We start from the raw sequence: 22,280 nt of genomic DNA on the forward strand, positions 1-22,280 counted from the left end.
GACATGTTGCTGCGGAACGTAAGCCCGCAAGCCACAAACGACAAGACCTCGAGCCCTGCGCTTGGGGATGAGAGAGGCCCTTAGCCATGACCCAGCGTTTCGACGTGATCCTCAAAGGCGGCACCGTCGTCAACCAGGACGGCGAGGGCTTGCGCGACATCGGCATCACGGGCGGCCGCATCGCCGAGATCGGCGCGTTGTCGCAAGGCAGCGCCGCGGAGGTGATCGACTGCCAGGGCCTGCACATCCTGCCCGGCGTGATGGACACGCAGGTGCATTTCCGCGAGCCCGGGCTGACCCACAAGGAAGACCTTGAGACGGGTTCGCGCAGCGCCGTGATGGGCGGCGTCACCGCCGTGTTCGAGATGCCGAACACCTCTCCGTTGACGGTAACGGAAGCCGAATTCACCGACAAGGTGAAGCGGGCCCATCACCGCATGCATTGCGATTTCGCCTTCTTCATCGGCGGCACCCGCGAGAACGTACAGGACCTGCCGGTGCTTGAGCGCGCGCCCGGCTGCGCGGGCGTCAAGGTGTTCATCGGCTCCTCAACCGGCGCGCTGCTGGTGGAGGACGACGAGAGCCTCCGCGGCATCTTTCAGGTCATCCGTCGCCGCGCCGCGTTCCACGCCGAGGACGAGTATCGCCTCAACGACCGCAAGTCGTTGCGCATCGAGGGCGACGCGCGCTCGCATCCGATCTGGCGCGACGAGACCGCGGCGCTGATGGCGACGCAGCGCCTCGTCAAGCTCGCGCACGAGACCGGCAAGCGCATCCACGTGCTGCACATCTCGACCAAGGAAGAGATCGAGTTCCTGCGCGATCACAAGGACGTCGCCTCCTGCGAGGCGACGCCGCATCATCTCACGCTGGTCGCGCCGGAATGCTACGAGCGGCTCGGCACGCTGGCGCAGATGAATCCTCCGGTGCGCGGGGCAGATCACCGCGCGGGCATCTGGCGCGGCATCGAGCAGGGCATCATCGATGTGCTCGGCTCCGACCACGCCCCGCATACGCTGGAAGAGAAGCAGAAGGCTTATCCGGCATCGCCCTCCGGCATGACCGGCGTGCAGACGCTGGTGCCTATTATGCTCGATCACGTCAATGCCGGCCGGCTGTCGCTGGCGAGGTTCGTCGATCTCACCAGCGCCGGTCCCGCGCGGCTCTACAACATGGCCTGCAAGGGCCGCATCGCCGCCGGCTACGATGCCGATTTCACCATCGTCGACTTGAAGCGCAGCGAGACAATCACCAACGAGTGGGTGGCGTCCAAAGCCGGCTGGACCCCCTACGACGGGTTGCGCGTCACCGGCTGGCCCGTCGGCACCTTCATCCGCGGCCGCCGCGTGATGTGGCAAGGCGAGCTGGTGACGGCCTCGCAAGGCGAGCCGGTGCGGTTTCTGGAGACCTTGAGGGCGTAGAGAGCTCGGTCAAGCCTCTCCTTCCGCTGTCATGCCACGCGAAGGCGTGGCATCCAGTACTCCGCGGCGATACTTGGCTGATACGATTGCCGCCTCGGGAATACTGGATTGCCCGCCTTCGCGGCCAATGACAGAGTGCCCGGAAGCGCAAGTTCAATTGGGAGAGAGTAATGTCCCCGCGGACACCCCTCATCACCACCGAGCAACTCGCAGCCATCCTCGACAATCCCAAGCTTCGCCTCTACGACTGCACGACCTACAACGAGCCGGTGCCACCGGGCAGCGACCTGCCTTATCGCGCGGTGCCGGGCGACAAGACGTTTGCGGCCGGCCACATTCCGGGCGCCGATTTCCTCGATCTGCAAGGCGAGTTCTCCGACGCCTCCGCGCAACAGTTTTTCATGATGCCGGATCTGGCCCAGCTGGAGGCCGCCTTCGGCCGCCATGGACTCGACGCGAACAAAACCATCGTGCTCTACAGTATCGGCACGATGATGTGGTCGACGCGGTTCTGGTGGATGCTGCGCTCGCTCGGCGTCGATGCGCTTGTGCTCGACGGCGGTTTCGACAAATGGAAGGACGAGGGGCGGCCGGTCGTATCGGGCGCACCGAAGGGCTATCCGGCCACGACGTTCCAGGCTGCACCTCGCCCAGGCTACTTCGTCGACAAGAACATCGTGAAGGCGCGGATCGGCGATCCCGCGACGGTGATCGTCAACGCGCTCGGTCCGCAGTTTCACCGCGGTCTCGAGCCGAGCCGCTACGGCCGGCCAGGCCGCGTTCCCGGCAGCGTCAACGTTCCCGCCGCGACGCTCACCAATGCCGACAAAACGCTGACGACACTGGCCGATGCCGAGGCCAAATTCACCGCCCAAGGCGTTACGCGCGATAAGAATGTGATCCTGTATTGCGGCGGCGGCATCTCGGCGACGATCGACCTGTTCCTGCTGACCCAGCTCGGCTACGACAAGCTCACGCTCTATGACGCCTCGATGGGCGAATGGGCGAGGGATCCCGCCCTGCCGATCGAGACGGACTAAGGAAGGCGCTTCTTATCTTCTCGCCTCCAGTGGCGCCTAAGAAACTCGGGAACCTTTCCTCAGAGGCTGCATCCAATAGCCAGATCGAACGGAGATGGGTAACCGCAATGCAACCGACCGCAGCCGGCCTATCCGCCGGCGTCAGAACCGCGGAAGCAGAGCTGATCGACCGGGCGAGGGGTCGCGACGAGGCCGCCTTGCGCGAGATCATGCAGGCCAACAACCGCAGGCTCTACCGCCTCGCGCGCGGCATCCTGCGCAGCGACAGCGAGGCCGAGGATGTGGTGCAGGAGACGTATGTCCGTGCCTTCACCCACCTCGACGGTTTTCGGGGCGAGGCCGGGTTGTCGACCTGGCTGTCGCGCATCGCCATCAACGAGGCGCTCGGCCGGGTGCGCAGCCGAAAGCCCGATGTCGAGCTCGGCGCAATACCAGATGATGCCGCGCTGGATGCGCAGATCATCAAGTTTCCCGTTTCTCCCGCAGGCGATCCGGAAAGGACCATGGCCCAACGTGAAATCCAGCGCGTGGTCGAACGCGCAATTGACGAGTTGCCGGATGTCTTCCGCATGGTCTTCGTTGCCCGGGTCATGGAGGGGATGACCATCGAGGAGACCGCCGATTTGCTCGGCGTAAAGCCCGAAACCGTGAAGACGCGACTGCACCGCGCCCGCACCATGCTGCGCGAGAATGTCGAGAAGGAGATCGGGCCAGTGGTGATGAATGCGTTCCCGTTCGCGGGATGGCGATGTGAGCGCTTGACCGTATCAGTGCTGAAGCGGCTCGGCTTCAGCGGCTAAAGTTTTCGGGAACGTTTGCGCGAAATATCCATCCAATTCCTGTGAAGCAACGCGCCGGCCCAAACGTCCGGCACCACAGGAGTATCAAGCCATGTTCTTCCGACCGAGCGCGGCGATCGCCGCAGCCGTTCTGCTGTCCAGTCCTGCGCTGCTGCAAGGCGCGAGTGCAGCCGACAAGCCTACCGATCCGCAGATCGCCCATATTGCCTACACCGCGGGCGTGATCGACATCAACGCAGCGAAGCACGCGATGAAGAAGGCCAAGAACAAGGACGTCAAGGCGTTTGCTGAGGACATGGTGCGCGACCATGAGGCCGTCAACAAGCAGGCGCTCGCGCTGGTCAAGAAGCTGAACGTCACGCCTGAAGACAACGACACCAGCCGCGCGCTGTCCAAGCAGGCGAGCGACAAGCTGGCTGAGCTCGACAAGCTGAGCGGCGCCGCCTTCGACAAGGCCTATGTCCAGAACGAGGTCGCCTACCACAAGGCGGTCAACGGCGCGCTGGAGACCCAGCTCATTCCGTCCGCGAGCAATAACGAGCTGAAGAGCCTGTTGCAGACCGGCCTGAAGATCTTCCAGGGTCATCAACAGCACGCCGAGCACGTCGCGGCCGAGCTAAAATAGGAGAGTGCGATGAAGCCGGGACGCCTCGCTTCGATCGCGCTTGCGGTCATGTTCCTGTCCATGGTCGTCCCGGCGCGTGCGGCGACCATTCAAATCACGATGGATAATCTCGTGATCTCACCGGCCGAAATGTCGGCCAAAGTCGGTGACATCGTTGAGTGGATCAACAAGGACATCTTCGCACACACAGCCACCGCGACCAACGGCGATTTCGACGTCGCTCTGCCGCCGAAGAAGTCCGCGACGTTCGTGGTGAAGAAAGCGGGAACGGTCGATTACTATTGTCGCTATCATCCCAATATGAAGGCGACTCTGAAAGTCGAGCCCTGACGCCAGGAGCGCATTCCCGATCGCATCGGGAATGTCTCACGGTCATCGTCAGACTAAGCTCGTCCGCGCTCAATCGCTTCTGTGCGATAAATCCGCAGCAGACTTCGCGAGCACGTCGCAAAGTCATTCATCCGTCAACTGGCCCCGTCCGTGGCGGGGCCATTTTTGGAACAGGAGTTATTGTCTGGAGATTCCGACCGAGAACTCGCCGTTGCGAATGCGGCCAGGAAAGCCCTCGACGAACTTCGCCACCGCGTCCTCGCCATAGGTGCCGACGAGCTCGGCAAACGCCGCGAACAGGCTCGCCTGCGCCAGGCAATCGCCGTCGACGCCGTCATGGCGCGCCTCGGCCCAGGCCTCGTTGAGATAGCTCAGCGCAGCCTGCTTCTGCTCGTGATCGGGCAGCGGCGCGCGGGCGGGGGCGTAGGAAATCGGCTGGCTCATGAAACTCGGTCAGGGCTGGGGCGCGATCCACGGCGATGCGCTGTGCGAGAGGTGTAGCACGGGCGTTAACGACCGCTAGGCCACATCTTTAAGAACGGTTAACGCCTGTGAACAAAGTCGATGACAGAGTTCCATCCGGGTCATTTCCGGCCGCGCGCAGTGCGAACCGGACGGAGAGCTCAGTTCGCGTAACGCGCCGTGAGATCGCGCGAGATCTTCGAGCCTTCCTCGATATAGCGGCGGATCGCCACCGTCGCCGCGGGCGTGCAGCTCCGGTAGGTCTGCTGAAAGCCGTTATAGCCGCGGTTGAAGGCGGCGATCATGCGGGTGCGGCGCTCGCCGGAGGGGGTTTCGGCATCGATCAGCGCCTGCATCTCGCTGCGCCATTTGTTGCCCTCGTTGGACCCGCAGATGCCGCGCAGATAATGCAGCCCGCCGAGGATCTCCGCCAGCCGCTGCAAATCGCCGTCAAACGGCGCCGCCACGTCCTGAGCCCGGCCGGGCGCAGAGGCGCAAGCGAGAATCAGGGCGAAAATGGCCAGAAGTCGCATGGACATTGGCGGGGTGTATGCCTCCTCGGGGCGTTGCACGCAAGGCGGGGCGTCAGTCTCCGATCAGGCGTGCGGCGGACTGGATGACCTCCTCCAGTCCCCCGGTCAGCTTGAGCTCGCCGAGGCCGGCGATGGCATCCGGGGCGATCCAGCGGTAGTCGTCGAGCTCGTCGTTCAGAGCCGGTTCCTTGGCCACCCAGCGGGCGGCAAAGGACATGATCAGGTAATGACCGGCTCCGGCTGCCGCCGGCAGCACCTCGCGCCAGCCGGCGAGGCCAATGATGTCGATGGCAAGCCCGGTCTCCTCGTCGACTTCGCGCAGCAGGGCCTGGTGCAGCGATTCGCCGAACTCGACCCGACCCCCGGGCAGCGAATAGAACCCCTTTGCGGGCGAACGGGCGCGGCGGGTCAGAAGCACCTTGCCGTCGCGAAAAATCGCGGCACTGACCGCGATCTGGGGATGGGACAGCTGGACCGCGGAAGCCACGGTTCAGTTCGCCATGATGTTGTCGATGTCGGCTTCCGCGCCGCCATTGATGATGCCGCCGCAGGCCGCGATCAGCGGCTTGACCCATGCCGTGGCCTGCTCGGCGAGCCGAACGCGCGTCGTGTCCTTGTCGACCTCGCGCATGGCCGAGCCGACCGCGGTCAGGATCGAGGTCATGGTGTCCGTGATGTGGTCGAACTGGGCCCGCACCTTGGGATCCGCCTTCTCATAAGCCTCGATGGCGAGGTCGCGCGCCTTAAAATTCGACGCCGTGAAATGCTCGGCATAGGACAGCGGCGTCCAGGTCAGAAAATCTTCCGCGCATTCCGGCATGTCAGGGACCATTTCCAGCAGCATCACGGCTTCATTGAAATGGTTGAGATAGTCGGTGGCAAGCCCCGTCCGCGGGTTGATGTTGGCGACGCGCAGCCGCTCGGCCCAGGCGGCGGCCTCGGGGCCCGTCTGTACATGCGTCCGCGCGGGCTGGGAGGCCGTTGAGCTCATTCGCCGCAGTGTTAACGTTCGGGGTTAAAAGGACCTGAACGGACCCTATATAGACCCCCTGGGATGTGTGGACGCTTTGTCATAACTTCGGCCCCCGCGGCTTTGCGGCAATTGTTCGGCTATGTCGAGCAGCCGAATTTTCCGCCCCGGTACAACGTGGCTCCGACGCAGCCGATTCCGGTCGTATGGATCGAGAACGGCGCGCGCCATTTCCGCCTGATGCGTTGGGGGTTTTTGCCGGGCTGGGTCAAGGATCCTCGCGGGTTTACGCTCCTGATCAACGCCCGCTGCGAGACGGTGCTGGAGAAGCCCGCCTTCAGACACGCGATTCGCCGCCGGCGCGGCCTGATCCCGGCGGACGGCTATTTCGAGTGGAAGGTGGAGGGCGGCCGCAAGCAGCCCTTCTTCATCCATCGCGCCGATGGCGCGCCGCTCGGCTTTGCCGCTTTGTTCGAGACCTGGATCGGGCCGAATGGCGAGGAGCTCGACACGGTCGCCATCGTCACGGCAGCGGCCGGCGAAGATCTCGCGGGGCTGCATGACCGCGTGCCCGTCACCATCAGCCCGCGCGATTTCGAGCGCTGGCTCGATTGCCGCAGCGACGAGATCGATGCGATCCTGCCGCTGATGACCGCTCCGCGCATTGGCGAATTCGCCTGGCACCCGGTCTCCACCCGCGTCAACCGCGTCGCCAATGACGACGAGCAGTTGCTGTTGCCGATCAGCGCCGAGGAGATGGAGGCGGACGTCGTGAAGCCGAAGAAGGGAGTGCGGAAGGCGGCGGTTGGGTCGGTGGATGACGGGCAGGGGTCGTTATTCTGATCGCCGATGCCGTAGGGTGGGCGAAGCGAAGCATGCCCACCATCGTGCGCCAAGAAATCGACAGGTGGTGGGCACGGCGCGTTGCGCCTTTGCCCACTCCCTACGGCAGCGGCATATGTCGCGGCTTACACAATCTCCTTCGCCCTCAGCTCCGCGATCTCCGCCGCATCGAACCCCAGCTCGCCCAGCACAGCGTCCGTATCCGCCCCAAGCTCCGGCGCCATGCGGTCCAGCTTGCCGCCGCCATGGGCGAGCTTGAATCCGCTGCCGGCAAAGCGCAGGCGGCCATAAGGCGTGTCCAGCTCCTGGATCGCGCCGCGCGCCTTGATTTGCGGGTGGTCGATCACCTCCTCGACCTTCCAGATGCTGGCGCAGGGTGCGCCGGCATCTTCCAGGATAGTCTCCCATTCGCGCGCCGGCCGTGCCGCCAGCGCGGCCTCGATGATGGCGCGAAGCGCGCCCTCGTTCTCGTTGCGGGAGAACCAGTCGGCGAAGCGCGGATCGCTCATCGTGTCCTCGCGGCCGAGCGCAACCATGAGCGCGCGGTACTGCTTCTCGTTGTTGACGGCGAGCAGGATGTGACCATCGCCGCATTTGAACAGGTTGGCCGTGGTCCTGCGGCTCACCGCCTGGTTGCCCGAGAGCGTTTGACGATGGCTGGCAACGGACCAATCCGCGATCTGGCCCGAGAGGAACGCCAGCGTCGCCTCCAGCATGGAGACGTCGATGAGCTGGCCCTTGCCGGTGCGGTCGCGCTGATACAGTGCGCTCGACACGCCGAACGCCGCGGTCGCGCCCGACAGCACGTCGCATACCGCAAAGCCCGCGCGCGTCGGTCCGGTCTCGGGATGGCCGGTGATCGCCATGATGCCGGACAGCGCCTGCATCTTGCCGTCATAGCCGGGCCGTAGGCGGTCCGGCCCGGTCTGGCCGAAGCCTGACACCGCGCAATAGATCAGCTTCGGATTGATGGCGGATAGAGCCTCGTAGCCGATGCCGAGCTTGTCCATCACGCCGGGACGGAAATTTTCCATGACGACGTCGACCTGGCTCGCGAGCTTCTTCACGATCGCGCTCGCCTCGGGCTTTTGCAGGTCCAGCGTCAGGCTGCGTTTGTTGCCGTTGATGGCCTGGAACGCCGGCGCCAGCCCGCGCTCGGCCCATTCGCGGCTGAGCGGCGTGCGGCGCATGTCCTCGCCCTCGCGCCGCTCGACCTTGATGACGTCGGCGCCAAGTAGCGCGAGCTGATAGCTCGCATAGGGGCCGGCCAGCACTTGCGTGAAGTCCAGGATCTTCACGCCCTCGAACGGTCGCATTACGTCGCTCTCCCTTTTGTCTTCGTTTATTGGAGGATGTCAGGCGGCGCGGTTGCCGCGCGCGATCTCCTTCTGCTTGTCGAATTCGGCGCGGCGGCGCGCCAGCTCTTCCGGCGAAAGCTGCGCCACGTTGTTGTAGTCGAGCTTCCAGGAGGCATCCTCGCTCCAGCGCAGCGGCGATTGCATCGTCGTCTGCGGGCCGCTGGCGGTCTCCAGCAGCCGCAGCGCCAGCTCCAGCGTCTGCGCCTGCGAGGCGATGTCATGCGGCTTGCCGGCGGAATTGCCGAGCGGGAAATCCGAGAAGAGGAAGCGCGGCACGGCGGCGTGCTCGACGATGTCCTTGGCGCAGCCCATGATCACGGTGGCAATGCCGTTCCGCTCCAGGTGCCGCGCCACCAGCGCGGTGGTCTGGTGGCAGACCGGGCAGTTCGGCACCAGCAGCGCGACGTCAACCGCGTCCGCGAGGCAGCGCGCCAGGATCTCCGGCGCGTCGGTCTCGAGCGTGACGCGATGGCTGCGGTTGGTCGGCGCGCCGAAGAAGCGCGGGGCGACCTCGCCGATGCGGCCAGCGGCGCTGGCCTTCAGCAGCTGCGGCAGCGGAAACCAGGTGCCGCTGTCGGTCGCGCTGGTGTGCTTGCGGTCGTAGCCGATGTGCGAGATGCGCAGATCGTGCTGCTTCGACGTATCGCCGTCATAGACCTGGTAAAACTTCGCGCCGCCATTATACGCCGCGCCCGGCCCCTGGTCGCCCTTGCTCGGGTCGAACGGTGCGGCCGTGGTGATGATCGTCACGCGCGACTGCGCCATTGGTTTCTTCAGCGGCTGGAACGGTGCCTCCGTGTAATGCGCCCAGCGATACGGCGTGGTGTAGCCGATCGCCGCGTAATAGTCGCGCGTGCGCTGCATGTAGGGGACGGGAGAATCGTAGTCGGGCGCAAAGCCGAATTCGTCGTCGCGCGGAGCGGACATGGGCGCATCTCCTGGTTCTTGGTTAGGGGCCAGACTAGAGATAGATTTGGGGGCGCTCAACGGGGGCGAGCAGGACGCGGGACAGAATTGCAGGCTCGATAGAGCGAGCCGCGCTCTTCCCTCTCCCCTTGTGGGAGAGGGTGGCTCGCCGCGTCGCGGCGAGACGGATGAGGGGTATCTCTCCGCGAGTCCAACTCCCTCAGGAGTTCGGGGAAGCATACCCCTCATCCGGCGCTTCGCGCCACCTTCTCGCACAAGGGGAGAAGGGAAGAAGCCGGCCGCAAGCTCACCTGAACACGTGCAACGCCACATATTGCAGCAGCATGATCGCCTTGGCGTCGATGATGCGGCCGTCGGCGATCATCGCCAGCGCTTCGTCGATGGCAAGCTCCAGCACCTCGATGTCCTCGCCCTCGTGCGCGAGGCCGCCACCGTCGCTGACCCGCATCTCCGGCTCGTATTCGGCGACGAAGAAATGGAGCTTCTCGGTGATGGCGCCCGGGCTCATGAAGGCCTCGAACACCTTGTGGACATCGTGCAGGCGATAGCCGGTTTCCTCCTCGGCCTCGGCGCGAATGCGCACCTCGGGGGCGGCGTCATCCAGCACGCCGGCGGCGGCTTCGATCAGCAGATCGTCGTAGCCGCGAATGAACGCCGGCAGGCGGAACTGGCGCACCAGGATCACGGTGCGCCGCGCCCGATTATACGGCAGCACGGCCGCGGCGTTGTCGCGCTCATAGGTCTCCCGGTGCTGCGTCTGCCACTCGCCATTGGCGCGCCGGTACTCGAACGTGGTGTTCTTCAGCGGCGTCCAGTTGTCCGAGAGCACGCGGACGTCCTTGATGCGGACACGGTCGGAAATGGTCATGGCTCGGTCTTAGTTGCTTGGAGTCGTCTCGCGGCCGTCGAGCCACTTCTGGAACATCACCGAGGTGGATTTCGTAAAGCCCAGTGACTGGTAGAACGCATTGGCCTGCGCGTTCTCGCGCCGGACCAGGAGCTGGAGCTTGAGAATTCCGGCCGCGCGCAGCCAGTCCTCGGCCGCTGCCATGATGATGCGGCCGTAACCGCGCTTGCGGCAATCAGGATCGACCGCGACGTAATAGACCCAGCCGCGATGACCGTCATGGCCGACCATGATTGTGGCGACGATCGCGCCGCCCTCGCGGCCGACCAGCACCGTGGAATTGTCACGGCGGCGCGCCAGTGCGATGTCGGCACGCGGGTCGTTCCACGGCCGGGTCAGGCCGCAGCGCTGCCACAGCGCCACGACGGGCTCGACATCGGCGTCCTCGATGGCGTCGATCGCAAGAGCGCTCACAGCACCTTCCCCGGATTCATGATTCCCAGCGGATCGAGCATCGCCTTGATCGAGCGCATCAGCTCGATCGCGGTCTTGTCCTTCACCTCGGGCAGTTCGTCGCGCTTGAGCACGCCGATGCCGTGCTCCGCCGAGATCGAGCCGCCCATGCGCAGCACGATCTCGAACACCACCGCGTTCATCTCGTGCCAGCGGGCCAGAAAGTCTGCCGTGTTGGCGCCGACCGGCTGGCTCACGTTGTAGTGCAGATTGCCGTCGCCGAGGTGACCGAACGGCACCGGCCGCGCGCCGGGGATCAGCTTCACCACCGCGGCATCGGCCTCGGCGATGAAGGCGGGCACGGCCGCGACGGGGACGGAGATGTCGTGCTTGATCGAGCCGCCTTCCGGCTTCTGCGCCGCCGACATCTCATCGCGCAGCTTCCAGAAGCCGGCACGCTGGGTGAGATTGGCCGCGATCACGGCGTTGTCGACGATCTCCTCTTCCATGGCGCGGGTCAGGATCGTCTCCAGCGGCGTGCGGGCATCCTCGCCCGGCGAAGACAATTCCATCAGCACGTACCAGGGATGCTTTTCTGCGAGCGGATCGCGCACGTCGACGCCGTGGCGGATGGAGAAGTCGACCGCCATCTGCGACAGCAGCTCGAAGCTGGTCAGCGCATTCGCGGCCTCGCCTTGCGCGATCGTCAGCAGTTTGAGCGCCGCGGCCGGCGACTTCAGCCCGACGAAGGCGGTCTCGACCGCCCGCGGCTTCGGAAACAATTTTAAAGTCGCCGCCGTGACGATGCCGAGCGTGCCTTCCGCGCCGATGAAGAGGTTGTGCAGATTGTAGCCGGTGTTGTCCTTCTTCAGCTTCGACAGCACGTTCAGCACGCGCCCGTCGGCCAGCACCACTTCGAGCCCCAGCGCCATCTCGCGCGCGACGCCATAGGCGAGCGCGGCGGTGCCGCCGGCATTGGTCGAGAGATTGCCGCCGATGGTGCAGCTGCCTTCGGCACCTAACGAGAGCGGAAACAGCCGGTCGACCTCCGCCGCCTTCTGCTGCGCGATTTGCAGCACGACGCCGGCCTCGCAGGTCATGATGTTGGAGGCGGTGTCGACCTCGCGGATCTTGTCGAGCCGCCGCAGCGACACCACCACTTCGCCATTGTGCGGCGTCTGCCCGCCGACGAGGCCGGTATTGCCGCCCTGCGGCACCAGCGCGATCCTGTGCGCGGAGGCGAGCTTGCAGATCTCCGAGACTTCCGCCGTCGAGCCCGGACGCAGCACCAGCGGCGAGCGGCCGTGAAACAAATTGCGTTCCTCGGTGACGTAAGCCTCGATGTCGGCGGCATCGGTGATCGCGTGGCGCTCGCCGACGATCTTGCGGAATTGTTCGATCAACTCGGGCGCAAGCGGCGGGGTGGCGGATGTGTTGATGTTCATGTGGTCGTCCTTCATTCCGCTACTTATACCTTGCGCATGATCTGATCGGAAAACCGCCGCACACTTTTCGCTAACGCGTCCCTTAGAGTCCGGATCATGCGCTATCGGGCAACCGCCGCCCGGCGCAGCCGGTCGTTGATCGCTTCGCCAAGTCCCTCTTCGGGAATCGTCATCACCGCGATCGCCCGCGGCCCCTTCGCATCGAGGCTGCGAAGATAGCCGAACAGATTGGCAGCGGCTTCATCGAGATCGCCGGCGGGCGACAAGTTCATGATAGCGGCGGCGGCTTCAACGCCGGGCAGGCGCCCCGGGCCGAATGCCAGCAGCGCTTCGCCCGGTGCGACCTCGTACGCATTGAGCCGTACATGGGCGCGCGGCGCGTAATGCGAAGCCAGCATGCCTGGCGCCAGCGGCTGGCTGTCCCCGCTCTCGGTCTCCGCGGGTGGCCGCGCCAAGGGTGCGCCGAGCACGGCCTCGATACGCTCGCGCGACAGCCCGCCGGGGCGGAGCAGCATCAAGCTCTCGAAGCAGCCGACAATCGTCGACTCGACGCCGACCTCGACTGGCCCGCCGTCGACGATCAGGTCGATCCGCCCTGCAAGGTCGCTTTTGACATGGTCGGCCAGCGTCGGCGAGACATGGCCCGAGATGTTTGCGGACGGCGCCACCACCGCCCCGCCAAAGGCGTGCAGGATCGCCTGCGCCACCGGATGGGCGGGGATGCGAATCGCGACCGTATCGAGGCCGGCGGTGGCGAGCTCTGCCACCGGGCAGTTATCCGTCTTCGGCACCACCAGGGTCAGCGGCCCCGGCCAGAACGCCTCCGCAAGCTTGAGGGCGCGCGCATCGAGCCGGCCGATCCGCTTTGCGGCGGCAACGTCGGCGACATGGGCGATCAGCGGATTGAACGCAGGCCGCCCCTTGGCGGCGTAGAGATGGGCGATCGCAGCGGCATTGGCGGCATCCGCCCCGAGCCCATAGACCGTCTCGGTCGGAAACGCGACCAGCCCGCCGGCCGCGAGCGCCCGGGCCGCGGCCGCGGCGGCAGCCTCTCCGGCCGGCAAAATCAGCGTTTCAAGACGCGTTTTCACAGGGATAAAATTCCTCAACTCGGCCGCTTGCGGTGCGCCAAACCCAACGCTATAAGCCGCCTTCTTGTCGGAGTGTGGCTCAGCCCGGTAGAGCACTGCGTTCGGGACGCAGGGGTCGCAGGTTCGAATCCTGCCACTCCGACCATTATTTCAATAGCTTATAGTTTCCGGGGGCATTCGGCGCAACGAAATGCGCAATGAAATGCCAATTTCAAAGGCTCGGGCTATCCTAGAGTTACGTGTATTGCGGGCGATCATCGCTTGAGTAGCTCAGAAGTTGTGCCATCTAGTCGGGAACCACGATTGGGGAGGCACTCTTGGCGGGCGAGGAATTTCAGCGATTTGTGATCTTGAACCGGATCGTGAGCAGGTCCGTGTCGCGCGCGCCGCAAGCGTTTCCTCCGCCGCTCGTTGAAGGCGAGGAAGCCTTTAAGATGCTGCAAGAGCGTCAGCAAGGTGGCGTCGCGATCGAGTTTCACGGTCTGGAAGAACTTGGCCGCGAAGCGGAGGAGACCGACGCCGCTCGCATCAAGCGGGGTGCAGGGAAGAACTTCGTCTGGATGCGCGAAATGCGGATCGCGGATGAGGGCGCGCATCGATATGTGACGATGCTTCTGGAGTTCGTTGAACAGACCAAGACCAGTTTCTCCGTCGTTGATACCAGTAGCCTCAAGGGCCGCGATATCACAGGCGCCAAGAACGAGCGTGGTGGGATTTCTTGTCATGTCATGGCGCGGCTTCCGATCAAGCAGCACGATGATGGCATCTATCGTTGCGCAATCGAGTCTGCGCATCACATCAACCGCGGAATGATCGAGGCATTCTTCGCGCGGCAGTTGCGGCGTTGGGCGAACGCAAATGAATTGAACTACGAGGTGCAGTCGCCCGACAAGAAGGGAAGGGCGAATGCGAAGGTGTATCGGTATCACCCGAAGCTTGAGCTGCATGCCGATGTTAGTCGTTCACTGGCGTTCGCAGGGACGGGCGGCAAAGAGCTTGCGCATATGACGTTCTCCAAACGCTCCGAAAAGCAATCAATAGGGGGAAAGCATCACGTCAAGCAGCAGGAACTGATCGCGGACGTCGAGCTGCGCGTGAATGCAAAGCAGGGTCCTGAAGATCCGAAAGAACGCGCCGCCTGGTTGTCTGGCATTCGGTCGCATTTTGAATCGATCGGCTACCAGACGAAGCTGACCTTTCGGCATCTCGCTAGTGGTGGTATTCTGTCCGGCAATGTGCACAAGGCGTTGGCGGGCGCTGCCGATCTTGTGATGTGCCCAAAGGAACTCATGTCATTGAAGCATCCCTTGCGCGACTGGTATGCTGAGATCGACGATGAAATCGAAGAGCAAATGGCCACATTCCTGGACAAGGACCAGCTATGGGAACGCGGCAAGTAAAGCTTATCGATGTGCAGGAAGGCGGGAAGCAGTCCAGCCTTCGGCTGCTTGCGCCGTTGCGCTACTTGAAGATCCGGCATCCCGAGAAGCGCAAATACGACATCATCATTCCGGCTGCGGCCGGCGTGGTGGCATGGGTTGTGTACATGGTACTGGATCCGCGGCCGGCGCTCTTTGGAGATACCGGGCTGCTTCGCTTCGCGCGCGACCTTCTCGTTATGGCCGTGCCCTTCATGGTCGGTGCGCTGGCTGCAGTTTCGATGGGCGCGCCTGGTCCGAACCTGGACCGGCGGCCGATCGGCGCTGAGCTCTGGCTCGACAACGATCCGCTGACGATGCGGCAATTCTTGTGCTTCCTGCTCGGCTATCTCAGTTTCTTGGGCTTGGTCGTGCTGGCCGGCGTAGTCACGGCTGGCCTGATGAAGGACGCCGTAGTGACCTGGACGGCTAGCGCGCCACACATTCGCATGATGGTCCAGGCGGCGGGATCGCTAGTGTTGTCGTTGTCGCTATCGTTTTTGTCAGTGACGGTCCTGTGGTCGCTATATTTTCTGACCGATGTCGCAAATCGGAAGGGTGCGTGATGGCCGTTGGCGCGCAGGGCTTCTCACTGCGCAAGGCGACCGATAACGATCACACCGATATCCTGGCGGTCCTTGAACAGGTGGCACCGCAAATTCCCGTCTCGCTGGAAGGTTCTCAACGGCAAGACGCTATCAAACAGATCATCATCGAGTGTTGTGCGAGCGGAGAGTCGCTCGTCGCCTGCGACGAACAGGGAGCTGTCGTGGGCTTCGTGCTTGCAAAGCCCGACCGGGGTGAGAGATTTTTCCGGGACAACGGTGCCTGTTCGCTGCGATATATCGGGGTCGCCAGCGCAGCCCAAGGCCGCGGCATCTTCTCAGCTATGCTGAAGGAGATGAAGGCTGCGGGAGAACCGCTCACCGCTGAAGTGCTGAACGGAAACCAAGCCGGCATGGCAGATCGATTGAAGCGGGCCGGGTTCGTCGAAACAAAATCAGACGAACGAGAGAAGGCATTCCGATGGGAGTGTTCTGACGCGCGCGGCGCGGATTAGCGCCTTCCCCCGAACGCTTCCGCGGCCTCCTCTTGAAAATCCGGGTGATGGTGCCCGTACCCGTTCTCGAGCTGTTCCAGCGTCATGCCAAGCCACCCTGCGGCTTGCCAACGATCGGTGCCCTGTTGCATCAGCCAAGTCGCCGCGGTGTGCCGCAGCGAATGGCGCACGACATCTTCGCCGAGTCCTGCATCTGCCAGGATGCCTTCCCACGCCGAGCGGATCTTGCCGGAGAGCGGCTTGCCGTCGTGCATGCGATTGACGACGAAGCGGATCTCTTCGCCGGTTTTCATGATGCCAGCGATGCGCAGCTCGGCAGACCGTTGAGCATCGATCTTGCGCCAGCGCACCAGGTGTGGCCGCAGCCGGTTCGCGATCCTTGCGGGCGGCCGGCGCTTCTTGGTCGCGCGCTCCTCGGCCCCGCGGCCCTGATAGATCATCGCGTCCAGGTTCATCCACGGATGCGTTGTGGTTGCGAGCCATTGCGTGCGCCGGATCGTCTCCTCACGCCTGGCGGAATAGAGGCCGACCAGGATGAAGCGTGCGGCTGGCCTGCGTCGGCTGATGATCCATCGTTCACGGCGCACCAGGTGGCCGTCCTGGCGCTTCCAGGAGCCTCGCTCGGCGTCCCAGACGTAACCCAGTGCGGCACCCAGTAGCCGCGCTGCCTCATTGCGCGTGAGCCAGCGCTGGCGGCCTTCGGTCTTTTCCGGAAGGATGACCTTCGGAACGAAGTTGAGCACGTGCTCGGCGTGATAGGCGTTGATCGCGGCCCTGAGATCTTCAAGTCGCCGGCGCGCGGTCTGATCCGTCACTGTGGTCGCGCGCGGCGCGATGCCAGCGCGCTTGTTGTTGTCGTTCGGTTTGCCGGTCGACCAGTCGACGAAGTCTCGGCAGAGCTGGCCCTTGATGTCTCCGACCGTCTTGGTCCCGAAAAAGCAATTGAGATCGAGCAGCCGGATCAACAGCAGCTCGTGCTGGTCGATCGCGCGTGCGTCGTTTGATTTGGGTCGTTTTGTCGCCTCGTAGGCCGTCAGAACATCAGCTATCGCGAGAACACGAGGGTCGGTCGCGCCGATGGTAGTTGAGTGCTTGGCGCCGATGTACGTTTCGAGCGCCTGCGCAGAGCCCTGAAGGTCATCTCGGCGGCAGCCTGTGCGGATTTGCTTGCCTCGGTCGAGGATGACCCAGACGCCTTCGTCTTCTCGGAACCAGAGTCTTGGCGGCTTGGCTTTGCGGCCCGACATGACGGTTTGACCAATTTGCGGATAGCACGAGGAGTTGTCAGATCTTTGCCCGCAACTTTGGCGATTTCAAGAGTCCCAGCTGCGGCCGCCCCACGTAGCGATGATATTGTCAATGGACCGTGAGGAAAAAACACAGCGATAGCCTCCGCTAGAGTCATCACTTCGTCCTCGTCCCATTGATCTGGAGCGGGCCGTGATTTAGCGCGAGCTAGCTTGTCGGTCATACGCCTGGGCATTTGCGAACGCGCCGGAATAAATTGGCGAGACCCCTTGTCCAGCCACTCGGCCTATTGCTTATTCGAAAATCGCTCGCGGCAGACCATTATGACCAACAAGGAGTGGAATCGACGGCTTGAGAGCACAAATCGGACGTTTCATAACTCTTAATCAGCGGGTCCCAGGTTCGAGCCCTGGTGCGCCCACCATATAAATCAAGCACTTACAGCGGTGCATCTCAGAACGGACTGTTCAGTTTGACGTCCGGTTTGAAAAATTTGTTCGTTCTCCGTACTCTCAGTTGTGAATTGGTGGGATGGCTGCGCGTTACCGCAGCGGCTAGCTAGCTTCCGGCGGGTGGAGCTCTTCTCCCACGCGAGATGCGCCGCGCGTTCCGAGCAATTTGACGGCGGGCCCATGCAGCAAAGCCCGAGTCAGCGACTGGCACACGCTGAACGTGGCAAGTGACAGACCGATCCATGCGCCGTTCCATCCGAACACGTCATTGACCCAGAGGCCCAGCAGGTCCCGTAGACTTCGCCCGCGGCGCTCAGGACGAAGAAGAGTGCAACAACGGCCATCGACGAGAAAACCTGCGGTGTAGCCGAGCGGTGCGACCAGCCGCCGTGTGGCCTCAGGTTTTTTCCGGATTCTGGACGGCCGGTTCACTTATGCGAATGCGCGAGCTCCCCCCTGATGCAACTGTCACCCAAGGAAAAAGGCGTTCAGCGCAGTCAGGAGGCGTACAATGACAGAAATAAAAAGACGCAATCGACGTAAGCAGACCCTGACGCTGAAGGAACGGCTGCTGGAATCGGCGGAGCAGGCACGGACGCTGGCGCGGCAAATGGCGCCGTGCAGGGAACGCGAAAGTATGATCCGCAAGGCGCACCTGGCTGAAACCACGGCAGCCCTGGAGGAATGGATACGCTCGCCCGGCCTGCGCTCGCCGGACTAGCGCCGACGCATGGTCCCTAGGAACGAGCTTCGCTCCGGCGGTTTGAGCAAGGTCTCGCTTTGGAAGCCGCCCATGCAAAGCCTCGACGCCGTTTCGTCGTTCGCCACCTTGTCCCGGGTGACAGACGATGTCTGGATTGTTGATGACCAGCCGATCAGTGCCGCCGGTCTGGAACTGCCCATCCGCATGGTCGTCCTCCGGCTGTCGAACGGTGATCTCGTGCTGCATTCGCCAGTGCGATATTCCCCAGCTCTGCATCACGAGTTGGAGCGGTTGGGGGCAATAAAATATCTGCTGGCGCCGAACATCGGCCACTGGATGTTCCTGGCCGACTGGCAACGGGCACTGCCGCGGGCAAGGACGTTCGCCGCCCGTGGTCTCTCCCAGCGCAGGCAGGTTCGCGCGGCGGGCATCCGCATCGACCGCGAGCTGGGCGATGTCACGCCTGAGGAATGGAGCGCTGATTTCCAGACCGTCGCGGTGAATGCCCCGATGTTCTGCGAGATCGAGCTGTTCGACAAGCGCAGCCGAACGCTGGTCCTCACAGATCTCGTGCAGAACCTCGATCCCGATCATCTCAGCCCTGCGAACGAGGCTGCGGCAAGTCTGCTCGGCATCTCCGGGCCGGACGGCAAGGCGCCGGTCTATCTTCGTCTCCTGCTGCGCCTCGGCGGCCGCGCGGTCCGGGCTGCGGCCGAGCGGCTTTTGAGTCTGGCGCCCGAGCGTGTGATTTTCGCGCATGGCGACTGGTTCCAGACGGATGGGACCGCGCGCTTGCGGCAATCGCTGCGCTGGCTGGTTTCCGCGGAGGCCGCGGGAGAGCAGGGCCGGATGACCGGCACGCGCGTCGTCATCACCGGCGCCTCAAGCGGCATCGGCCGTGCCACGGCGCTGGCGTTTGCCCGCAAAGGTGCAAGCGTGATCTTGGCGGCCCGCCGCGGCGACACCCTGACCGGCCTCGCGAGGGAATGCGAGGCGCTGGGCGGCCGCGCGCTCGCGGTGCCGACCGATGTCACGGATGCCGCGGCGGTGCAGCGATTGGCAAAGCAGGCCGAAGACGCCTTCGGCGGCATCGACGTCTGGATCAACAACGCCGGCACTGGCGTGTTCGGAGCGTACCAGAATGCGGATATCGCGCTTCATCGCCGGACGATCGAGGTCAATCTGCTCGGCACCATGCATGGCGCCCACGCGGTGCTGCCGATCTTCCTCCGCCAGAGGCGCGGCATACTGATCAACAACATTTCGCTGGGCGGTTGGGCGCCGACGCCGTTCGCCGCGGCCTATACGGCCAGCAAGTTCGGTCTGCGCGGCTTCACCGCAAGCCTGCGCCAGGAGCTCCGCGCGCATCCGGGCATCCACGTCTGCGGTGTCTTTCCCGCCATCGTCGATACGCCGGGCTTCGTCCACGGCGCCAACATGTCCGGGCGCACGCTTGATCCCGGTCCGCTGCTGTACCAGCCGGATGACGTCGCCGAAACATTCGTTCGCATGGTGCGCGCGCCGCGCGACGAGGTCGCCGTCGGCTGGCCTGCGCGTGCAGGTCAGGTCGCTTACGCGATGGCTCCGCGGGTTACCGAGAATGTCCTGGGCGCGGCCTTTCAGTTCCTGCTGTCCCGCGCGCGTCCTGCAAAGAGCACCGAGCGCACCATGATCGAAGCCGGGCCGCAGGGCAGATCGGTCGATGGCGGCTGGCTGGCGCGCAAGCAACTTCCGCCCGCCGGCGTGATCAGCACGGGCCTCGCCGCGCTCGGGATTGCCGCTTGCGTTGCCGTCGCCGCCTCGCGGGTTCTTCGCACGCCCCGCAGGCCGGCGCGGATGAGGCGGCGGCGGGCGTGATCAATTCGGCAGCGCATAGGCGCGGACGTAGTCGCCGAGCTTGGTGCCGAACGAGCCGTGGCCGCCGTCCACCGTGACGACATATTGCTTGCCCCCGGCCTCGTACGTCATCGGCGTCGACTGACCGCCGGCTGGAAGCCGATCCTCCCAGAGCTTCTTGCCGTCGCGAACGTCGAAGGCCCTGATGTAATCGTCCATCGTTCCTGTGATGAAGATGACGCCGCCCGCCGTCACGATCGGTCCGCCCAGCATGGGGATGCCGAGCTTGAACGGCAGCGGGAGAGGAGCCTGGTCGCGGATCGTGCCGATGCGGTGCTGCCAGACCACCTTTTGCGTCCTGAGATCGATCGCGGCGATATTGCCCCAGGGCGGCGCGAGGCAGGGGATGCCCAGCGGCGAGAGGAAAATGCCGAGATCGACGCCGTAGGGGGCGCCGTACATCGGCTGGACCCCGAGTTCGGTGCCGGGCGGATGCGCCGCGTCCGGCGCCGCCGGATTGTCTTTTCCGCGCGGCACCAGGCGCGAGATGAAGGGAATCGATTGGGGATTGGCAACGGCGATCTGGCGCTCCGGATCGACGGCGATGCCGCCCCATTCGAACATGCCGAAATCTCCGGGAAAGACCAGCGTGCCCTGTTCCGATGGGGGAGTGAACGGTCCCTCATAGCGCAGGCGCTTGAACTTGATGCGGCAGACGAGCTGGTCGAACATCGTGCTGCCCCACATCTGCGCGTCCGTCAGCATGGCGCGGGGACGGAAACTCAGATCGGAGAACGGCTGGGTGGCGGAGAGGCGGTCACCGGATGCAGCGCCTTGCGGCACCGGCTTCTCCGGCGCCGGCACCAGTTGATGCCCGTCGCGCCGGTCGAGGACGAAAATGTCGCCGGTCTTGGCCGGGATGTAGATGGCCGGCGTCACGCCGCTGCCCGACCGCAAATCGACCAGGCTCGGCTGCGAAGGCATGTCCATGTCCCAGAGATCGTGGTGCACGTTCTGGAAGGACCAGCGCAGCTTCCCGGTCGTGATCTCGAGCGCCACCATCGCCGAATCGTAGCGCTCCTTCTCCGCCGAGCGGCCGCCGCCCCAGATATCCGGCGAGCTCGAGCCGAGCGGCACGTAGACGAGGCCGAGACTCTCGTCGACGGCCGAGATGCTCCAGGAATTGGGCGAGCCGGCGGTGAAATGATGCGAGGTCGAGGGCATCTCGTTCGGGTCGGGATTGCCGGCATCGAAGGCCCAGATCAGCCGGCCGGAATAGACGTCGAAGCCGCGGATCACGCCTGACGGCACACGGTCTGAATAATTGTCGATCACCGCGCCACCGACAATCAGCACCTTGTCGGTGACGACGGGCGGCGAGGTGCCCTCATAGAAGCCGGGCGTCTGGATGTCGCTCCCCTTGAGGTCGATCTGGCCATGCTGGCCGAAACTCTCGCAGGGCTTGCCGCTCTGCGCATCCAGCGCGAACATCCGTCCGTCATTGGTCGGCAGGAAAATGCGCTCGGCGCATTCGGCCGGTGCCGCCGTGCCGTCAGCCGTCACTGCGCCTGCCTTGGTGGCGTGATAGGACACGCCGCGGCAGGTCATGTGCTGGAAGGCCTTGTTGTGCTGGACCTGCGGATCGAACTTCCAGCGCAGTTTCCCGCTGGCGCTCTCGAGCGCGAACACGATCTGATGTTGCGAGCAGGTGTAGAGCAGGTCGCCGACCTTGAGCGGTGTCGACTGGTTGGTGATCTCGGCGGGATCGTCAGGACCCTTGTGATCGCCGGTGCGGAATTCCCAGGCGAGCTTGAGGTTCTTCACGTTATCTGCGGTGATCTCGCGCAGCGACGAATAGCGCGTGCCGAAGCCGCTGCCGCCATAGGCGGTCCAGTTCTCGGCAGCCGAGGGGACGCCCGGCCCGGAGGCGGCAACGGCGCCCGGCGTCCCGTTTTCCGGCAACGTGCCGGCAAGGTCATGGCGATCTCTCGTCAGTGAGACAGCCAGCACGACGGCCGCGCCGATCAGAACCACACCGAGAGCCCGTCGCGCGATCCGCCAGCGCGGGCCGAGATGAGCCGCGATGAACGGCAGCAACAGCCACACGCCCAGCGGCGCCAGCACATCGCCGCGCGGCGCCAATGTCCAGAAATCCAGGCCGACTTCGAAGATCGCCCACACCATCGTGCCGAGCAGCAGCGCAGCATAGACCCAGAGGGCCTCGGCGCGGCGGATTGCGAGCAGCCAGCTCGTGAGCAGGAGCATGGCGCCGGCGATCACATAATAGACAGAGCCGCCCAGCACGGCGAGCCAGGCTCCGCCGCCCGCCAGAGCAAGGCCCATGATCGCGATAACCACGATGGTGACGGCGAGCCACGGCGCGCCCCGGAACCAGTTCATCGAACGATAGGTCATGTC

23 protein-coding genes and 1 tRNA gene are annotated in these 22,280 nt (G+C 64.3%); 12 read left to right on the plus strand and 12 right to left on the minus strand.

The features are described from left to right. The first annotated feature begins 86 nt into the window (after nt 1-86). From IVB01_RS27645 to IVB01_RS27665, 5 genes are all read left to right on the plus strand, one after another. A complete protein-coding gene (locus IVB01_RS27645) occupies nt 87-1,421 on the plus strand; it encodes a dihydroorotase (RefSeq protein WP_247280313.1) in 1,335 nt (444 codons plus the stop codon). A gap of 170 nt (nt 1,422-1,591) precedes the next feature. Continuing rightward, nucleotides 1,592-2,461 carry a sulfurtransferase gene (locus IVB01_RS27650; RefSeq protein WP_247280314.1) on the plus strand — a complete coding sequence of 290 codons (870 nt, stop codon included), beginning with the start codon at nt 1,592-1,594 and terminating at the stop codon, nt 2,459-2,461. Nucleotides 2,462-2,568: 107 nt separating this feature from the next. Next, the gene (locus IVB01_RS27655; protein ID WP_247280315.1) at nt 2,569-3,261 is read left to right on the plus strand and encodes an RNA polymerase sigma factor; all 693 of its coding nucleotides are present in this window, start codon (nt 2,569-2,571) and stop codon (nt 3,259-3,261) included. A 91-nt stretch (nt 3,262-3,352) separates the two neighbouring features. Further along, a complete protein-coding gene (locus IVB01_RS27660) occupies nt 3,353-3,886 on the plus strand; it encodes a DUF4142 domain-containing protein (RefSeq protein WP_247280316.1) in 534 nt (177 codons plus the stop codon). 9 nt (nt 3,887-3,895) lie between these two features. After that, nucleotides 3,896-4,216 (plus strand): cupredoxin family copper-binding protein, encoded by a 321-nt coding sequence (locus tag IVB01_RS27665; RefSeq protein WP_247280317.1) that lies wholly within the window; start codon nt 3,896-3,898, stop codon nt 4,214-4,216. Between the two features lie 177 nt (nt 4,217-4,393). Here the strand turns inward: IVB01_RS27665 and IVB01_RS27670 are convergent, their stop codons facing one another. The 4 genes from IVB01_RS27670 to IVB01_RS27685 all read right to left on the minus strand — a co-directional run bounded on the left by IVB01_RS27670 (nt 4,394) and on the right by IVB01_RS27685 (nt 6,202). Then, nucleotides 4,394-4,660 (minus strand): hypothetical protein, encoded by a 267-nt coding sequence (locus tag IVB01_RS27670; RefSeq protein ID WP_024341552.1) that lies wholly within the window; start codon nt 4,658-4,660, stop codon nt 4,394-4,396. 179 nt (nt 4,661-4,839) lie between these two features. Then, complete coding sequence (locus tag IVB01_RS27675; RefSeq protein WP_247280318.1) at nt 4,840-5,217, minus strand: TIGR02301 family protein; 378 nt, start codon at nt 5,215-5,217, stop codon at nt 4,840-4,842. A gap of 46 nt (nt 5,218-5,263) precedes the next feature. Further along, nucleotides 5,264-5,698 (minus strand): NUDIX hydrolase, encoded by a 435-nt coding sequence (locus IVB01_RS27680; protein ID WP_247280319.1) that lies wholly within the window; start codon nt 5,696-5,698, stop codon nt 5,264-5,266. A 3-nt stretch (nt 5,699-5,701) separates the two neighbouring features. Beyond that, the gene (locus IVB01_RS27685; RefSeq protein WP_247280320.1) at nt 5,702-6,202 is read right to left on the minus strand and encodes a hypothetical protein; all 501 of its coding nucleotides are present in this window, start codon (nt 6,200-6,202) and stop codon (nt 5,702-5,704) included. A gap of 63 nt (nt 6,203-6,265) precedes the next feature. Between IVB01_RS27685 and IVB01_RS27690 the strand changes: the two genes are divergently transcribed. Beyond that, on the plus strand, nt 6,266-7,024 hold the full coding sequence (locus IVB01_RS27690; protein WP_247280321.1) for an SOS response-associated peptidase: 759 nt from the start codon (nt 6,266-6,268) through the stop codon (nt 7,022-7,024). Between the two features lie 125 nt (nt 7,025-7,149). Here the strand turns inward: IVB01_RS27690 and IVB01_RS27695 are convergent, their stop codons facing one another. The 6 genes from IVB01_RS27695 to IVB01_RS27720 all read right to left on the minus strand — a co-directional run bounded on the left by IVB01_RS27695 (nt 7,150) and on the right by IVB01_RS27720 (nt 13,145). Next, nucleotides 7,150-8,340 (minus strand): CoA transferase, encoded by a 1,191-nt coding sequence (locus tag IVB01_RS27695; protein WP_247280322.1) that lies wholly within the window; start codon nt 8,338-8,340, stop codon nt 7,150-7,152. A 39-nt stretch (nt 8,341-8,379) separates the two neighbouring features. Next, complete coding sequence (locus tag IVB01_RS27700; protein WP_247495009.1) at nt 8,380-9,309, minus strand: glycine reductase; 930 nt, start codon at nt 9,307-9,309, stop codon at nt 8,380-8,382. A gap of 286 nt (nt 9,310-9,595) precedes the next feature. Next, nucleotides 9,596-10,177: an NUDIX domain-containing protein gene (locus IVB01_RS27705; protein WP_247280324.1), complete on the minus strand. Its 582-nt coding sequence runs from the start codon at nt 10,175-10,177 to the stop codon at nt 9,596-9,598. Between the two features lie 9 nt (nt 10,178-10,186). Then, on the minus strand, nt 10,187-10,630 hold the full coding sequence (locus IVB01_RS27710) for a GNAT family acetyltransferase (protein WP_247280325.1): 444 nt from the start codon (nt 10,628-10,630) through the stop codon (nt 10,187-10,189). Further along, complete coding sequence (locus tag IVB01_RS27715) at nt 10,627-12,054, minus strand: FAD-binding oxidoreductase (protein ID WP_247280326.1); 1,428 nt, start codon at nt 12,052-12,054, stop codon at nt 10,627-10,629. Before IVB01_RS27715 ends, IVB01_RS27710 begins: the two co-directional genes overlap by 4 nt. 101 nt (nt 12,055-12,155) lie before the next feature. Continuing rightward, nucleotides 12,156-13,145 carry an L-threonylcarbamoyladenylate synthase gene (locus IVB01_RS27720; RefSeq protein ID WP_247280327.1) on the minus strand — a complete coding sequence of 330 codons (990 nt, stop codon included), beginning with the start codon at nt 13,143-13,145 and terminating at the stop codon, nt 12,156-12,158. A 68-nt stretch (nt 13,146-13,213) separates the two neighbouring features. Between IVB01_RS27720 and IVB01_RS27725 the strand changes: the two genes are divergently transcribed. From IVB01_RS27725 to IVB01_RS27740, 4 genes are all read left to right on the plus strand, one after another. Beyond that, nucleotides 13,214-13,290 (plus strand) — tRNA-Pro (locus IVB01_RS27725). Between the two features lie 172 nt (nt 13,291-13,462). Further along, nucleotides 13,463-14,545 carry a hypothetical protein gene (locus tag IVB01_RS27730; RefSeq protein ID WP_247495010.1) on the plus strand — a complete coding sequence of 361 codons (1,083 nt, stop codon included), beginning with the start codon at nt 13,463-13,465 and terminating at the stop codon, nt 14,543-14,545. Next, a complete protein-coding gene (locus tag IVB01_RS27735; protein ID WP_247495011.1) occupies nt 14,527-15,129 on the plus strand; it encodes a hypothetical protein in 603 nt (200 codons plus the stop codon). The genes IVB01_RS27730 and IVB01_RS27735 overlap by 19 nt, the downstream gene beginning before the upstream one ends. Beyond that, nucleotides 15,129-15,623, plus strand: coding sequence for a GNAT family N-acetyltransferase (locus IVB01_RS27740; protein ID WP_346659352.1), 495 nt, complete (start codon nt 15,129-15,131; stop codon nt 15,621-15,623). Before IVB01_RS27735 ends, IVB01_RS27740 begins: the two co-directional genes overlap by 1 nt. Here IVB01_RS27740 and IVB01_RS27745 read toward each other — a convergent pair. Beyond that, a complete protein-coding gene (locus IVB01_RS27745; protein WP_247495013.1) occupies nt 15,620-16,870 on the minus strand; it encodes a hypothetical protein in 1,251 nt (416 codons plus the stop codon). The two genes, IVB01_RS27740 and IVB01_RS27745, sit on opposite strands and share 4 nt — an antisense overlap. A gap of 964 nt (nt 16,871-17,834) precedes the next feature. Here IVB01_RS27745 and IVB01_RS27755 point away from each other — a divergent pair. After that, the gene (locus tag IVB01_RS27755) at nt 17,835-18,044 is read left to right on the plus strand and encodes a hypothetical protein (RefSeq protein ID WP_247495014.1); all 210 of its coding nucleotides are present in this window, start codon (nt 17,835-17,837) and stop codon (nt 18,042-18,044) included. A gap of 72 nt (nt 18,045-18,116) precedes the next feature. After that, entirely contained in the window at nt 18,117-19,883 is a 1,767-nt protein-coding gene (locus IVB01_RS27760; protein WP_247495015.1) for an SDR family oxidoreductase, read from the plus strand. Here IVB01_RS27760 and IVB01_RS27765 read toward each other — a convergent pair whose 3' ends face one another. Next, the gene (locus tag IVB01_RS27765) at nt 19,884-22,277 is read right to left on the minus strand and encodes a glucose/quinate/shikimate family membrane-bound PQQ-dependent dehydrogenase (RefSeq protein WP_247495016.1); all 2,394 of its coding nucleotides are present in this window, start codon (nt 22,275-22,277) and stop codon (nt 19,884-19,886) included. Between the last annotated feature and the right edge of the window lie 3 nt (nt 22,278-22,280).

The sequence above is a fragment of the Bradyrhizobium sp. 164 genome, from assembly GCF_023073715.1.
Classification (GTDB): Bacteria; Pseudomonadota; Alphaproteobacteria; order Rhizobiales; family Xanthobacteraceae; genus Bradyrhizobium.